At 70.0% G+C, this 12,975-nt stretch carries 15 protein-coding genes; 3 read left to right on the top strand and 12 right to left on the bottom strand.

The genetic code is table 11. The annotated features are described in order from the left end of the window. Window position 1: 1 nt before the first annotated feature. The 11 genes from JJQ90_RS09760 to JJQ90_RS09710 all read right to left on the bottom strand — a co-directional run bounded on the left by JJQ90_RS09760 (window position 2) and on the right by JJQ90_RS09710 (window position 11,057). Window positions 2–337 carry a DUF2190 family protein gene (locus JJQ90_RS09760; RefSeq protein WP_216874764.1) on the bottom strand — a complete coding sequence of 112 codons (336 nt, stop codon included), beginning with the start codon at window positions 335–337 and terminating at the stop codon, window positions 2–4. Between the two features lie 65 nt (window positions 338–402). Beyond that, on the bottom strand, window positions 403–2,385 hold the full coding sequence (locus tag JJQ90_RS09755; protein ID WP_216874762.1) for a prohead protease/major capsid protein fusion protein: 1,983 nt from the start codon (window positions 2,383–2,385) through the stop codon (window positions 403–405). Between the two features lie 32 nt (window positions 2,386–2,417). Further along, window positions 2,418–3,896 (bottom strand): phage portal protein, encoded by a 1,479-nt coding sequence (locus JJQ90_RS09750; RefSeq protein WP_216874760.1) that lies wholly within the window; start codon window positions 3,894–3,896, stop codon window positions 2,418–2,420. A 3-nt stretch (window positions 3,897–3,899) separates the two neighbouring features. After that, window positions 3,900–4,118, bottom strand: coding sequence for a phage head-tail joining protein (locus JJQ90_RS09745; RefSeq protein ID WP_216874758.1), 219 nt, complete (start codon window positions 4,116–4,118; stop codon window positions 3,900–3,902). A gap of 9 nt (window positions 4,119–4,127) precedes the next feature. Then, window positions 4,128–6,182 (bottom strand): phage terminase large subunit family protein, encoded by a 2,055-nt coding sequence (locus JJQ90_RS09740; protein ID WP_216874756.1) that lies wholly within the window; start codon window positions 6,180–6,182, stop codon window positions 4,128–4,130. Then, window positions 6,148–6,690, bottom strand: coding sequence for a hypothetical protein (locus tag JJQ90_RS09735; RefSeq protein WP_216874754.1), 543 nt, complete (start codon window positions 6,688–6,690; stop codon window positions 6,148–6,150). The genes JJQ90_RS09740 and JJQ90_RS09735 overlap by 35 nt, the downstream gene beginning before the upstream one ends. A gap of 267 nt (window positions 6,691–6,957) precedes the next feature. After that, window positions 6,958–7,485: a hypothetical protein gene (locus tag JJQ90_RS09730; protein WP_216874752.1), complete on the bottom strand. Its 528-nt coding sequence runs from the start codon at window positions 7,483–7,485 to the stop codon at window positions 6,958–6,960. 242 nt (window positions 7,486–7,727) lie between these two features. Continuing rightward, on the bottom strand, window positions 7,728–9,575 hold the full coding sequence (locus JJQ90_RS09725; RefSeq protein WP_216874750.1) for a hypothetical protein: 1,848 nt from the start codon (window positions 9,573–9,575) through the stop codon (window positions 7,728–7,730). Next, window positions 9,572–10,057, bottom strand: a complete 486-nt coding sequence (locus tag JJQ90_RS09720) for a hypothetical protein (protein WP_216874748.1) — start codon at window positions 10,055–10,057, stop codon at window positions 9,572–9,574. Before JJQ90_RS09720 ends, JJQ90_RS09725 begins: the two co-directional genes overlap by 4 nt. A 176-nt stretch (window positions 10,058–10,233) precedes the next feature. After that, window positions 10,234–10,557 carry a hypothetical protein gene (locus tag JJQ90_RS09715; protein WP_216874746.1) on the bottom strand — a complete coding sequence of 108 codons (324 nt, stop codon included), beginning with the start codon at window positions 10,555–10,557 and terminating at the stop codon, window positions 10,234–10,236. Beyond that, window positions 10,554–11,057, bottom strand: coding sequence for a phage regulatory CII family protein (locus tag JJQ90_RS09710; RefSeq protein WP_216874744.1), 504 nt, complete (start codon window positions 11,055–11,057; stop codon window positions 10,554–10,556). Before JJQ90_RS09710 ends, JJQ90_RS09715 begins: the two co-directional genes overlap by 4 nt. A gap of 112 nt (window positions 11,058–11,169) precedes the next feature. Here JJQ90_RS09710 and JJQ90_RS09705 point away from each other — a divergent pair, with 112 nt between their 5' ends. Then, window positions 11,170–11,706 carry a hypothetical protein gene (locus tag JJQ90_RS09705; RefSeq protein ID WP_216874742.1) on the top strand — a complete coding sequence of 179 codons (537 nt, stop codon included), beginning with the start codon at window positions 11,170–11,172 and terminating at the stop codon, window positions 11,704–11,706. Window positions 11,707–11,712: 6 nt separating this feature from the next. Continuing rightward, window positions 11,713–12,042: a hypothetical protein gene (locus JJQ90_RS09700; protein WP_216874740.1), complete on the top strand. Its 330-nt coding sequence runs from the start codon at window positions 11,713–11,715 to the stop codon at window positions 12,040–12,042. Here the strand turns inward: JJQ90_RS09700 and JJQ90_RS09695 are convergent. After that, window positions 12,039–12,275, bottom strand: coding sequence for a carph-isopro domain-containing protein (locus JJQ90_RS09695; protein WP_216874738.1), 237 nt, complete (start codon window positions 12,273–12,275; stop codon window positions 12,039–12,041). The genes JJQ90_RS09700 and JJQ90_RS09695 overlap by 4 nt on opposite strands. 24 nt (window positions 12,276–12,299) lie before the next feature. On the opposite strand from JJQ90_RS09695, the gene JJQ90_RS09690 reads away from it, so the two are divergent. Then, window positions 12,300–12,935 carry a helix-turn-helix domain-containing protein gene (locus JJQ90_RS09690; protein ID WP_216874736.1) on the top strand — a complete coding sequence of 212 codons (636 nt, stop codon included), beginning with the start codon at window positions 12,300–12,302 and terminating at the stop codon, window positions 12,933–12,935. Window positions 12,936–12,975: the final 40 nt, after the last annotated feature.

Below are 12,975 nucleotides of genomic sequence, written 5' to 3'. Positions count from 1 at the left end.
CTCAGAAACTCCCGTTCAGGCGGATATCCACAGACGTCACGCCATCGGCCACCGGCGTGGTCACGACGCCGGCCAGCGTGTTGCTGGTCGCACTGGTCGTGATCTGCTTGCCGGTGTCATCCCAATAGACCTTCGCGCCGCGCGTCATCGCACCGGAGCCGGGCTTGGGCAGCGTCACCACGCCGCGCGTCTTCAGCGCCAGGGGGGCGCCGGATTCGGCGGCATGCATCGCCACGCCGAACATGGCGCCCACCAGGGCTCCGGCACCGGAGGCAACGGCATAGGGCGCCACCGTGTCGATGATGTCGCCGTCTTCCTGAACGATATTCTTCGCCATGACCGAAATGTCCTTCCACGGGACGGAGGGGATGGAAGGCGCGCGCCGCGGCGCGCGCCGCGCCGTCAGGCGCCGGGGTTGAAATAGGCGCTGCGCCAGTCGATGCCGCCGACGGCGAAGTCGAGCTTCACCTCGACCTCGAAGCCATCCACGCCGCGCTGCGGCCCGGCCGCGACCATCGGCCCCTGCTGCCCGCCGAGGTAGCCGTAGACGAAGGCCGGGTGCTGGCCGGGCTCGGCGAACAGGTACCACTTGTTGCCGGTCACATTCGCATCCGCCACCGGCTCCAGCCGCCCCGCGAAGGGATTGACCTTCGCCGCCTCGGCCGGCTGCACGCCGGCGGCGGTGAACTGCTCGGCCACGGTCAGATAGGCCGGGCCGGTCAGCAGGATGCGCGGCACGATGTTGAGCTTCAGGCCATCGAGGCTGGTGAAGCCCATCATCGCCGTGCGGCCGGCGCTGATGGTGGTGACATCGATGGCGCCGCCGGAGGTCGCGCGATTGCCGCGCCCCGTGGTCATCATCGCCGCGGCGCCTTCCAGCAGCGTCGGGCCGGCGCCGCTGTTCTCCGCCAGCTTGGCGAAGGCGGTGGCGTTCTCGAAATCCAGCACGCGACGGCCGATCAGCCGACCGAAATCGGCGAAGGCGCCCAGGCTGTCATTCACCAGCAGCTTGCGCGTCACGGAAATCCGGCGCGCGAAGGTCTTGAGGCTGACGACCTCCTTCTTCTCCGACATGGCGCCGGACTTGATCTCGCCATGCTCGCCCAGCTCCAGCAGCTGGGGGAAGTCGCCGGCCTGGAGGAACTGGTGTTCCTTGAAGTCGTTGAAGTTCCGCTGGGCGAAGATGCGGCGATAGGTCGGCGTCGCCTGCATGTAGTCCGCCATCAGCATCATGTTGGTGGCGGCGGCCATCAGCAGCGGGAAGTCCGTGGTGCCCAGCATGTTGCGGGTGCCGAAGGCCAGGTCCGCCAGTTCCTCCCGCGCCTTCGGGATCACCCGCTCGCCCCGCGCGCGCAGCAGCTCCGCCGCCATGTCGGAGGGGCGCCAGCCGCGATATTCGGCGGCGCGGGCATGGGTGACCTTGAAGCTGGGCTGGTGCGCGGCGGCGATGGCCTGGGCCATGGCCGTGCGGATTTCCGCCGGGTCCGTGTGGTCCTGGCCCATCTCCACCCGCGGATTGGCCGGCGGCGGCGCCGGAGTGCGCTTGGCCAGCTCGTCGGTCATGCGCATCGCGGCCTGTTCCACGGTCAGGCCGCTGTCGCACATTTCGTCGATCAGCGGCTCGCCCAGGTTCAGCGCGCGGGCGCGCTTGCGGATTTCGGCGGAGCGCGCGCGCTCCGCCTTGCGGGCGTCTTCGGGGGTTTCGGTCGCGGGAGCGGCCGGCGTCTGGGTCTCGTCGGGCATCTGCCCCTCCGGGATATGGGCGCCGGGCGCCCGGGTGGTGGTGGTGGGTTCGGGTTGCGGCGGCGCGCCGCAGGCGCTCCGCGTGCCGGCGCCCGCATCGGCGGGGACCGGCACGAAGCTGACCTCGTGCGGGATCCAGGCGCGCGCGATCCAGCGCGGCACCTGGCCCTGCGCCTCGATCTTTTCCCAGGTCTGCACCCGGTAGCCGATCGAGACGTGGCGCAGATGGCCGGCGGCCACCTTGGCCTCCGCCATCTGGCCCTCCTCGCTGGTACGGTCGAAGCGCAGCCGGGCCGTGCCCTGGTTGCCTTCGACTCGGGCACTGCCGGGGGCGATGCTGCCGACCAGGTTCCGGACTTCAGCCCAGTGGTCCAGCAGCAGCGGCGCCCCGGCCTGGAAACGCGACAGGTCCGCGCCGGCCAGGTCCAGCTCCTCGTCGTAATAGGTGCCGTCCCACCAGTCGAAGCGCCGCACGGCCGCGCCGGTGGACCACACCACGTCGACCTCGCCCGTATCGGCATTGTAGCTGGCCGGGGCGAAGGCCAGCGCCGCATCCGCCAGCAGGCGCACGGCATTGTCGCCCGCGCGCGGCGCGCGACGGGTCAGCACCGCGCCTTCCGGCGCCGCCTGGGCTTCGGGCATGTCTCTGTCCTCTCAGTTCAGCGGCGGCGGCTTCACGCGCCACCTTCCGGCTGCGCCGTCCCGGTCGTGGATTTCGGCCGCTGCACCCGGCCACGCCCCACCGGCATGCCCAGGCCCACCAGCCTTTCGTTCCATTCCTCGATCCGCGCCGCCTGATCTTCCGGATCCATGCCGCGCGCGGCGACCGCATCGGGCCAGGTGGTCAGGCCCAGGTCGAGTTCGGCTTCCACCGCCTCGATGTCCTTTTTCGGGTCCACCCAGGGGCGCTTCGGGAAGGCCCATTCGACGGCCGGCGCGATGCCGCCCGTGGTCCGGCCCGCCGCGAAGCGTGCCTCCCCGAACCGGCGCCAGGCGCCGCGCAGCAACTGGTCGTAGACCATGTGCCACTGCCACTGGTCGACCAGGTCCCAGAACAACAGCTTGCCCTCGCGCAGGCTGCTGTAGTTGGCCTTGGAAAGGTCACCCGAAATCATGTGCGCCGGCAGGCCGATACCCGCCGCGATGGCGAATATCCGCGTGTCCCAGAACATCCGGAAGTTCTCGTCGGGCGGCGGCGTGATCTGAGAAACGGTCTCGCCCGGCGCAACGTCCAGCACCGCCGCCGGCGAAAGCTGCAACGTGTCCCGCCCTTTCGTATCCTTGCCGGGCGCACCAAGCGGCGTCCCGGCCACACCCGCGCGGGTGCGCACCAAAGCGAGGCTGGACGCCATGCGGGCCTTCCAGATGGCGGCCTTGTCGTTCTGGGCCATGTCATCGATATCGACGGCCACCGGCGACAACCAGGGCACGCCGCGCCGCTGGCCCAGCCACAGCGCTTCGTGCAGCAGGTCCACCTGATCGGCCGGGTAGAACCGGCTTTGCGGCAGGCGGGCGTTGATGGTGTCCAGCGGATGCCGGTCATACAGCCACCAGCCCACCGTCACCCCGTCCGGGTCGACCTCCGCCCCGCCGATCACCGTGTTGTCGCGGCCCTGCGGCTGGATGCGCAGCGCATCGATGTAATCCGGCGGCAGCGCCCGCCAGGTCAGCGGGATGCGGCGATTCTCGGCGGAGGGGCGGAAGTTCCACACCACCAGGCAATCGCCCGTCTCCACGATGGTGCGCACCATGCGCGCGACCTCGGCATCCCAGTTGGCCGCGCGGGCACCGCTGGCATTGCCCTGTTCGCGGAACCACGACCAGTCATCCGCCACCGCCTGGCGCACCCGCTTGCCCTTCTCGGCCACGCTGGCCGTCACCTGCGTGCCGACGATGGCGGCAGGCAGGCGGCGCAGGGCGGCGGCGGCCCAGGCATTGTTGCGCCCCAGGTCCCGCACCCGGCGCAGCATCAGCGGCGCGCCGGCCTGCAAGACCTGGTTGGGCGACAGCCCCGTGGGCTGCCAGTCCTGCGTCAGCCGCCCCGATTCCCCGGCCGCGTAGCCGCGAATCTGCGCCAGCTGCGCGCGGTGCACCGCCCGCTCATGCGCCGCGGCGGGGCTGAACCATTCGATCAGGCGTTCCAGGACCGGCATGCCTCACCCCCGATCCCAGGTCGCATAGCGCACGCCCGGGCCGCCGGGCGGGGTCAGCAGGCCGGCGCTGACCAGCTCGGCCTCCACCATCGAAATGGCGCGGCCGAGGGCGTCCAGGCTCTCGTACTGCACCGTGGTGCCATCCGGCGTCGTCACGCGCAGCACGCCACGGGCGTACTGCGTTTTCATCGCGGTCAGATGGGCCAGGGTGAAGGCGGTCATGCGGGGTCCTCACCAGGCGGCGCCTCCCGTCCAGCTCGGTGCGGGGCCCCACGCGGTCATGTTGGGCGGCGGCGCCTCGGGCTCCGCCTCGTTGAGTCTCTCGCGCTCCGCCTGCCCGCGCCTCGCGGCCTCGGCCTCCGCCTTCAGGCTGGGCGTCACCATGGCCAGCAGGTCGCCCTGCGCGGCTTCGGGGGCGCCCTGTGTCTCCGCGATCAGCGCATCCCAGTCCTCGGCGGTCAGGGACATCGACATCGCCCGCGCCTGGGCGCGGGTATAGACGGCCAGGTCCCAGGCCTCGTTGCGGGCGGCGAGCCGCGCCCAGACCCGCTTTCCGGTCTTCGGGTCCTCCATGAATCGCTCGGCGAGCAATTCTTCGATCCAGGCCCGGTCCACCATCTGGCCGTTCCAGCGCAGCGCGCCGGGCGACCAGCCTTCCGGCCCCGGACCGCGCTCCGTCAGCCGGATCGCGGAGGCAAGTTCCGACTTCAGGTCCCAGGTGCCCACCGGATAGATCGGACACTTCGGCAGTTGTTCCGGCGGGATGTGTTCCTGGCCCGGCGAACGGACCGGGCGCCAGCTTTCCTTACCGATGGGCGGCAGGCCCCATTTTTCGCGGCCGTCCAACGCCATGACCTGGAACGGGTGGCGTCCGGCCTGCATCAGGACGTGCCGATAGACGTGGCCGGACAGGTAGCCCGAGTCGATTCCCCAGCTACGCGGCCTGACCTCCCGCCCCCAGGCATCGCGCCAGCTTCGGCCCAGCAGGGCCTCATGCTGGCGCCAGACCAGGTCCTGCGTCGGATCGCCGTGCAGCTCGCCCGTCTCGATCAGCCACTGGCCGAAGTTGCGGTCGAAGCCCCACACCGCCCAGACCAGGCGATTGCCCTGCACGTCGGTGCCGCCGGCCAGGAACAGCACCCCGGGTGGGATGCGCTTGACCGGCCAGGCGTCGCCACGGGCCAGCAGGATGTCCGCCTTCGGCAGGTCAAAGGCTTCGTCCCAGGGCTCGCCGAGCGCCTGCTGGTAGAACGGCCGCAACCCGCCGGTCGGGTCCTTCCGCGCCTTCTGGTACCGGCGCGCCACATCCACCCAGGGCACCACCGGCGAGTACAGGATGTTGATCCGGTAGCTCGGGTGGATGTTCTCCAGCTCCGGTCGCTCATGCACCCAGGCGCCGGCCGTCATCATCGCTTCCTTTTGGTGCGGCGCGATGGCCTCCCCACACAGCGGCGACTGGCAGAAATATTCCGCGCTGTCCGGCTCATCCGCCTCGCTGTCGAAGCGCAGGTTGGCGAACAACAGTTCCTGGCCGAAGCCGCAATGCGGGCAGGGCACATGGAAGGCGGCCTTGCTGCCCAGCTCGTATTCCGAGGATACCTCGCACTGCCCCTTCACATGCGGGGTGGAGCAATCGAAGATCTTCTCGCGGCCGGTGTACATGTCGGTCCGCGACAGGGCGAGCTTGATGGGGCTGCCGCGCCCCTCGACATTTCGCGGATACTTCGAGATTTCCTCGAACAGGATCACCCGCGCGGTCCGCATCTCCAGCTTCTTCGGCGTGTTCGCGCCGACCAGTTGCAGGTAGCCGCCCGGGAACCGCTTGAAGAAGCTGGTCGACCCCCGTTCATCCCGGCTGGTCTGGTCCTTCACCTGGCTGCGTAGTGCGGGGGTTTCGCGGATCGTCGGGTCCAGCTTCAGGCGGTTGTAGTCGGCCGCCTCGCCATCGGTCGGCAGCACCACCAGCACCGGCGCCGGCGTCTCGGCCATGATCTGGCCCAGCATGTTGACGCCGCACTCGCTGCCACCGATCTGCGCCGACTTGCGGAAGGTGACGCGCCTGGCGGGGTGGGAGAGGCTCAACTTCTTCATGATCTCGCGCAGGTAGGGCACGCGCGCCGTGCTCCACCGGCCCGGCCAGGGGGAGCCCGACTCCGCCGAGACCACGCGCTCCGCCTCGGCCCATTCGGCGACGTTGCGTCGCGGGTTCGGGCGCAGCGCCCGCGCCGCTGCGCCGAAGACGGCAGTGGCTTCAGGCGGCGCCGCCATCCTCGGCGGCGGGCTCATGGCGGGCTAGATCCTCCAGGTTCTCGGCGAGGCGGGTCAGCTTGTCTTCGAGGTCCGTGCGCAAGGCATCGGCGACCAGGCGGTCGCTGGTCATCGGCACCAACTGCGGCGCGATGGTCTCGGGCCAGGCCAGCAGCTCATCGCGTAGACGGCGCAGCAGGTCGAATACGCGCGCCTCGACACTGGCCCGCGTCAGCCGCAGGCCCTCCATCTCATCGGCCCGCACCCGGGCGATGCGCGCCTGCGCGTACTCCCGCTCGGCGCGGGCGGAGATGGGGGATGATGTGGGCAGCGCCGCGGCGGGCGCGAATTCCAGCTCGTCGGCGCCGGGCGCGCCCAGCATCTGGTCCGCCAGGATGACGTTGATGCGCCCGTTGGCCATCAGCGCCGGCGCCGCCAACCGCTCCTGCCGGATGAGCTTGGAGATGTAGGCGGCGGAGCACCCGCGATGCTCGGCATAGCGCGCCTTGGTGACGACGCCGACGGCAGGCTTAACCTCCCCCGCCATGCTGAACCCCACTGAACCGTTTTTCTGAACCACCCCACTGCCGAACCCGGGCGGGCATTCTCACCGTATTAGCCGGAGCGCCAGAGGGACCCACCGCCGGCAAGCGGCGTGCCAACCAGAGGCCGTCAAGCCCGAAATGCGACATTCGGCCTTGTAAAGGGCCAAATGCGACATGGAGGCCCGCAAACGCGAACGCCCGGCCGAATTTCCCCGGCCGGGCGCGCAACTCCATCATGCCGAACCGATACCCCTTCGTGCCGTGCCGCGTCAAGCGGCTTCGCGGTCCTCCACCCACCCCGCCAAGTCCGCGTAGTGCAGCAGGCCTTCCTGGATCAGCCGCAGCGCCCGCCCGTCATCCATCCCGTACTCCCGCCGGATCGCGCGAGGCGTCCACCCATCCACGCAAAGCTTGAGCGTGATGGTCAGCAGGCTCAGCTCCGGCTTGACCCTCTGCCCCTCCGCCCACTCCGCCCAGGCCCGATACCGCGCCGCCCGCAGCCGCACCGACGCCGGCTCCCCGCCGCCCGCCGCCCCGCCCCCATCCACCCGCTCCGCCATCCCGCCCGAGCTGCGCCCGATCGGCACGATCCATCCCGCGACATAGGCCTCGATGTCCCGCGCCGCCGCCACCTGGTGCGCGCGCAGCCGCCCATCCTCCGCCAGCTCATCGATGATATGCGCGTGCCGCACCCTGGCCCGCACCTCGCAAGCCCCTGCCAGACTGGCCGACTTCGCATCCTCCGCCAGCACGAAGGCCTCGCCTGCCACCACGCCCGCCATCGCCACCCGCTTCATCGCCCGCCCCTTTCCGAAACCTCACGCCGCCTCACACCAACTCACAAGCTAACTATCTCTATTCATTCATTTATATTGATATTGTGAGTTTGTGAGTTTGTGAGTTGCCACCCCTTAAGCACACCAACAAAGCCGGCCCTGCCCTTCCGACCTTCGCGCCTACGCGCGCGCGACCTCACAAACTCACAAACTCACACCCGTTGCTACGACTGGCGTTTCGCTGTGAGCCCGCGTGAGCCGTCTCACAAAACCGGAGGCGCCTCCCCTTCCGGGGGCGCGGGGGGCAGCCCGCCCAGCGCATCGCGGGACACGAAGAAAGCCCCGCTCGCCACATCCCCGATCCGGATATTCTTCAGCCCGCGCCACGCCCCCGGCTGCGACTGCATCGCCCGCCACCAGGCCTCCCCAGGGCTCGCCGTCTTGTCGAACAGCCGCTGCAACTCCGAATGCTTGCGCCCGAACCACACCCCGACCAGCGGCCATTTGCGGACCTGCGTGTCATCGATGTCCCGCAGCAGCCGAACCGCATCCTCCGGCGAGAGGCTGTCCGTTCGCATCCCCCATTGTCGCAACTCAGTCTCCGCCGCCGAGGCCAGCCCGATATCCTCGCGCAGCGCATCCCGCACCAGCTCCCCGATCTGCCGCCTTTGCGTGCCGGATCGCAGCGTGACGGAGGTGGTGGCCAGCGCCAGCCAGGCGCGCCGCGCCGCCGATTCCTCCCGCACCATCGCCTGCTCGGGAATGTAGGCCGCGCACATCGCCACCAGCCCCTTCGCCTCCGCCTCCGAGGGCAGCGCGTCCGACGACAAAATCCACCACCCCGCCAGCAGCGAGCCGAGCTGGTCCGAATCCCGTGGCGAGCATCCATGCCGCAGCAGCGCCCCGCGCAGCGTCGCCAGCGTCGCCACCCAGCGCGGAAAGCCCGCCAGCACGCGCCCGAACAGGGCCGGCGCCAGCTTGCGCGCATGGCTGCGCAATTCGGAGATCGACTCCTTCGCGCTCTGCCCGTCGCGCGGCGGCATCAGGTTGATTTCGGTGAAGCGGTTGCGGTGTTCCACCTGCATCGGCGGCGGATGGATCGCGGCGAAACACACCGCGCCGAGCACCCGGAAGCCACGCCCCGTGCCATCGGCCCGCGCGCGATACCCCTCCGATCCCTTGCCGCCCGTCGCCGGCAGCATCAGGTTCAGCAGCTCCTTCGCGCCACCCTTGTCACCCTGCACCGCCTCTTCGACATGGATCGGCCCCGGCCGCATCGTGATGCGCGCGACAAGCCCGGCGCGGGAGGTGTCGTTGCTGTAGACATGCACGATCTGCAAGGCGCGCATCAGCGCCATCAACTCGGATTTGCCCGAGCCCGAATCACCCAGCAGGAACAGGTTCGCGCGCCACTCCGCCGCCGCACCCAGCAGCGCCATCGCGACATGGCCGAGCACCAGCATCGCCCCCGCCGGCCCGTCTCGAAAAAGCCAGATGTCCTGGATCCGCTCCAACAGATGCGCGATCTCCGCCGCCGCGCAGGGCCGCGCCGGCCGGGGCGCCGCACCGCGCCGCTCATAGATCACGCCGTCATGCCGTCCGCCGGCATCGACCAGCGACCCATCCGGCATCGCCAGCACATCGCCGAGATGCGCCACCGGCCGCCCCGCCTCATCCGCCCAGATGCCGGGCTGACGAATCTCCACCACCTCGGGATCGAAGACGCCCATCACATGGCAGCGCCGTTGCAGCGCCTGCGCCGCACCACTCACCGAAACCCGCTTCCGGCCATCATCCCCCAGCGCGAAGAAATGCTTCTTCAGCCAGCGGTCATCGCCGCCGAACATCGCCAGCAGCTCCGGCTTGCCGAACAGATCGCGCGAGCGCAGCTCCCGGAACTGCCCCGAGGAATCGAGGAAGAAATACACCCCCTTGCCGTGCCCGATACAGGTGACGGGGCAGCCATCCCAATCGACGACGATCCGCCCGCCCTCGCCGCCGTCGCCGCCATCCTCCGGCGCGTCGTCAGCTTCCCGCGCGCGCTTGCGGCGTTCCTTCTTCGCGGCGCGCTCCATCTCCCCGAAGGGCACGATTTTTTCGGAGGAGGTCATGCCGCGACGAACAGCTTTGGCATCGCCACAGGCACCTCCAGCAGTTTCTTCATCGCCCGCGCCGAGGCCAGGTCCGGCGCCGTCACCGCCGCCGCCCCGCGCAGATAGGCCGCGCGCGCCGCATCATCGCCCAGCGGCAGCACCGCGACCCGCCCACCGAACAGCACATCCGCCACGCTGGCGGCGACGCGCAGCGGCGCGGATTCGGTCGCCCGCATCGCCACCTCCCCATGCGGATCGCCGAGCGCGGAGGCCATGCCCGTCAAGGCACGGGGCGGCCTGGAAAGGCGGAAATCGCAGGCCAGCAGGTCCACAACCTCCGCCCCCGACAGCAGGCAGCAAAGGTCGATCTCTTCGTGATCGCGTGGGAGCCCGCTGACTGGGTCGGCAAACTCGGCGGGGTAGGCGATCCCGAAGCCGTCGTCGCCGACCACCATCCAGCGATCAGGAATGCCCGCCCGGACCGCAACGATAGGCCGCACATTTCGCGCCTCCGCCGCGCCTGCGGGCAGCACCTCGAAATGATACGCACCGACCGCCCGAACAGGCGCCAACGCAAGCACATCCCGGAACCGCCACCACGTCGGACCAAGCCGATCACGCAGCCAGGGCGCGGAGCCGCGCTGCCAATGCCGAAACACGCCCTCCGGATCGCCGATCATCGCGCCAGCACCTCGCCGCCGATCGCCAAGGCCTCAGTCTTGCCAAGGGCTGTCGCTTTCAGGAAGGTGACGGTGCGCGACGGCGACTGGCCGGAAACCACAACCCGCGCGACGGAACCCAGCAGGTCCCACATCCGATCCGCGCCGCCCGCCACATCGCCCGCGCGAAACTGCGCCAGCGCCGGCGCAAACCCCTTGTCCCGCCGCGCCGCGAATTCCAGCAGCACCTCCGCACCCCAGAGGTTCCCGCCGCCTTCCAGTTGCAGCAGCACCGCCGCCGCGTCGTAGCGCGCTTCGGCTTCGAGATCGGCCGCTGTCACGGCCGCGCCACCTTCCCGAACCCCGGAAAGCTCGCCAGCTTCGGCCCCGCCAGCACCGCCCTTGCCTCCATCGCCGCGGCGATCAGCGCATCCAGCGGCCCGCCGATCCCGGCGCGCTCCGCATCCGTCAGCGCCCCATCCGCCGCCGCCTCCAGCTGCAACGCGGCGGCCTCCGCGCAGGCGCGCACCGTCTCCGCCATCGCGCGGGACAGGCACTCGCCGCCCGTCGGCACCGGCACCGCCACATACCCCACCTGCCGCGCCATCAACCCCACGATCAGCGGCCGATGCCCGACCTGCACCGCCGCCCGATCCAGCCGCACCGCGTCATCGATCCGCAGAAACGCGGAGGCATGCACATTGGTGAACCCGTGCAGATGCCCCCGGCCGTGCCCGGCGACCCCCTCCGCCACATCCCAGCCGCCGAGATTGTCGATGGTCTGGCGCACCACCACCTTCAGCCCGGACTTTTCCCAGTCCGCCAGCGAGTCACCCGGCATCGCGATCACTCCCCCGAACATTGTTTGGATGCGTCATCTGTGTTGACGCGCTTGGATGCGCGCCATGCGCAATCCCGGCTATCGTGGCGCCCCCGCAATGGAGGACTGCCCCATGGAACTCATGACCCTGGCCATCGGCCTCGGCACCGTCGCCATCCTGTTTTTCGGAATCCGCGCCCTGTTCAACAGCGGCGGCGACAACCCGGACATCACCGGCCTGACCACGCTCGCCCGCATCACCCAGACCATCGCCGCACTGACGATCCTCGGCGCGATCGTCATCCGCCTGTGGTGGCACCCGGCCTTGCACGACCTGGCCTATGCCGGCGGCTTTGCCGGGCTGCTGATTCTGCTGCTGGCCACCGCCGCCGCCCGCTTCGACGCGGCGGCCGGCGCGCTGCAACGCGAAACGGCGGCGGCCACCGCCCATCTGGCGAAGCTGGCGGCGCTGGCAGAGGCGGAGGAGATGCGCCGCGAAATGGCCCCCATCGCCGCCCGCCTGCGCGAGAAACACGCGCCCGAGATCGCCGACGCGGCGGTCGCCGAGATGATCCGCACCCGCCAGCAGGGGCACCAGCTGGCGGAGGCCGACGCGGTCAGCCGCGCCGAGTCCAATGCCCGCTACTACGCCAGCCGGCGGCAGGGATGACCGGCGATGCAGGACTTTGCCACATGGATTGGCCGCCTCGCCGCCGCTGGCGCCGCGGTGCTGGCCATCGTCTGGTTGCTGGAGGCACGGCCGCCCGGCCCGCAGCAGCCCACCGCCGCCGAGGCCGAGATGCAATGGCGATGCACCGTCGACCGCCTCAACCCGCCACCCCGAGGCAGCCAGGCCGCCCTCGAAGCCGCCCGGCGCTTTTGCCCCGAGGTTCGGCCGCCGCGCACCGGCTGGGACACGGACCTCGCCATGCGCGGCCTGCTGGCGGCGCTCGCGGCGGTCTGCATCCTGCTGCTGAGCGCGATGGCTGGGCGGCGGCATGATTAGGCGACCCTCGCCTGGTCCATTCCGGGCCGGGCGAGCAACTGCCGAAGGGCGTCCGCATTCGGCGGCGCCCAGCCAATCTCTCGCTCCAATGCGATCCGCCAGAGGGCCAAATGATGCTCGGCGGGAATCGCCCCCCGCGTGCGCCACATCGCCACGCGCCCCCGGGCAAGCCCCAGCAGCCTCGCGCAAGTCGTCGCGCCACCGAGGGCGTCAATGAGGTCTGCATCGGTCATGGCCCGCATCATACGTCACATAGCGTGACATTCGTCAATCACCATCCCGAGTCAAAGCGGGTCGTGCTGCGCTGCGGCACCAGCGTCACAACCTGTGGCATGCCGAAAACGACAACGCGCCCCGCCGGCGCCACCGAGCAACTGCGCCAGGCAGGCCTACGCCTTGCGGCGGCGCGGGAGGCAATGCGCCTCAGCCAGGACCAACTCGCCAAGCAGATAGGCGCCAGCCGAACCGCATTGGCCAACTGGGAAGGCGGCACGCGCAAGCCGGATGTGCTGGCCCTCGCGCGCGCCCAAGAGATCGGCATCCCGATGGAATGGGTCATGCTCGGCAACCGCCGACACATAGAATTCGGCATTATGAATGACTTAGAAGAAGCATGCGCCCGCATGGGCGCCGTCATGGACGGCCCGGTCGCGAGCTGGCCTATGGCGGCGGAGCGGCGCCAGGCCGTCGATCCGCGGGCACCCTCCGCCGCCGCCGCGCCGCGCCGGAACGATACCGCCTTGCACGAGACACCGAAGCCGCCGGCCGGGATGAAGGAACACCAAACCGCCGCACCGCGGCCAGGCCGGAAACGCGGGCGCCCACCCGGCTCCGGAAGGTCAGGCAAGAAGACGCCAAAGAATGACCCGCCAAAGCGACATCCGGCCGCCTAGGCGAATCTTCTTACGTCACTGCGCGTGACATTTCATATTG

The organism is Falsiroseomonas oleicola, from assembly GCF_019029495.1.
In the GTDB taxonomy this organism is placed as follows: Bacteria; Pseudomonadota; Alphaproteobacteria; order Acetobacterales; family Acetobacteraceae; genus Falsiroseomonas; species Falsiroseomonas oleicola.
Note: the sequence above shows the minus strand (reverse complement) of the source record. Positions and strands in the feature narration are given on the sequence as shown.

Excerpts from the sequence above, each read along its gene's own strand:
- JJQ90_RS09710 (WP_216874744.1), bottom strand. The coding sequence starts at position 11,057 with ATGCCGGGTGACTCGCTGGCGGACTGGGAAAAGTCCGGGCTGAAGGTG.
- JJQ90_RS09725 (WP_216874750.1), bottom strand. The coding sequence starts at position 9,575 with ATGACCTCCTCCGAAAAAATCGTGCCCTTCGGGGAGATGGAGCGCGCC.
- JJQ90_RS09735 (WP_216874754.1), bottom strand. The coding sequence starts at position 6,690 with ATGGCGGGGGAGGTTAAGCCTGCCGTCGGCGTCGTCACCAAGGCGCGC.
- JJQ90_RS09705 (WP_216874742.1), top strand. The coding sequence starts at position 11,170 with ATGGAACTCATGACCCTGGCCATCGGCCTCGGCACCGTCGCCATCCTG.
- JJQ90_RS09695 (WP_216874738.1), bottom strand. The coding sequence starts at position 12,275 with ATGACCGATGCAGACCTCATTGACGCCCTCGGTGGCGCGACGACTTGC.
- JJQ90_RS09755 (WP_216874762.1), bottom strand. The coding sequence starts at position 2,385 with ATGCCCGAAGCCCAGGCGGCGCCGGAAGGCGCGGTGCTGACCCGTCGC.
- JJQ90_RS09730 (WP_216874752.1), bottom strand. The coding sequence starts at position 7,485 with ATGAAGCGGGTGGCGATGGCGGGCGTGGTGGCAGGCGAGGCCTTCGTG.
- JJQ90_RS09740 (WP_216874756.1), bottom strand. The coding sequence starts at position 6,182 with ATGAGCCCGCCGCCGAGGATGGCGGCGCCGCCTGAAGCCACTGCCGTC.
- JJQ90_RS09700 (WP_216874740.1), top strand. The coding sequence starts at position 11,713 with ATGCAGGACTTTGCCACATGGATTGGCCGCCTCGCCGCCGCTGGCGCC.
- JJQ90_RS09745 (WP_216874758.1), bottom strand. The coding sequence starts at position 4,118 with ATGACCGCCTTCACCCTGGCCCATCTGACCGCGATGAAAACGCAGTAC.
- JJQ90_RS09750 (WP_216874760.1), bottom strand. The coding sequence starts at position 3,896 with ATGCCGGTCCTGGAACGCCTGATCGAATGGTTCAGCCCCGCCGCGGCG.
- JJQ90_RS09760 (WP_216874764.1), bottom strand. The coding sequence starts at position 337 with ATGGCGAAGAATATCGTTCAGGAAGACGGCGACATCATCGACACGGTG.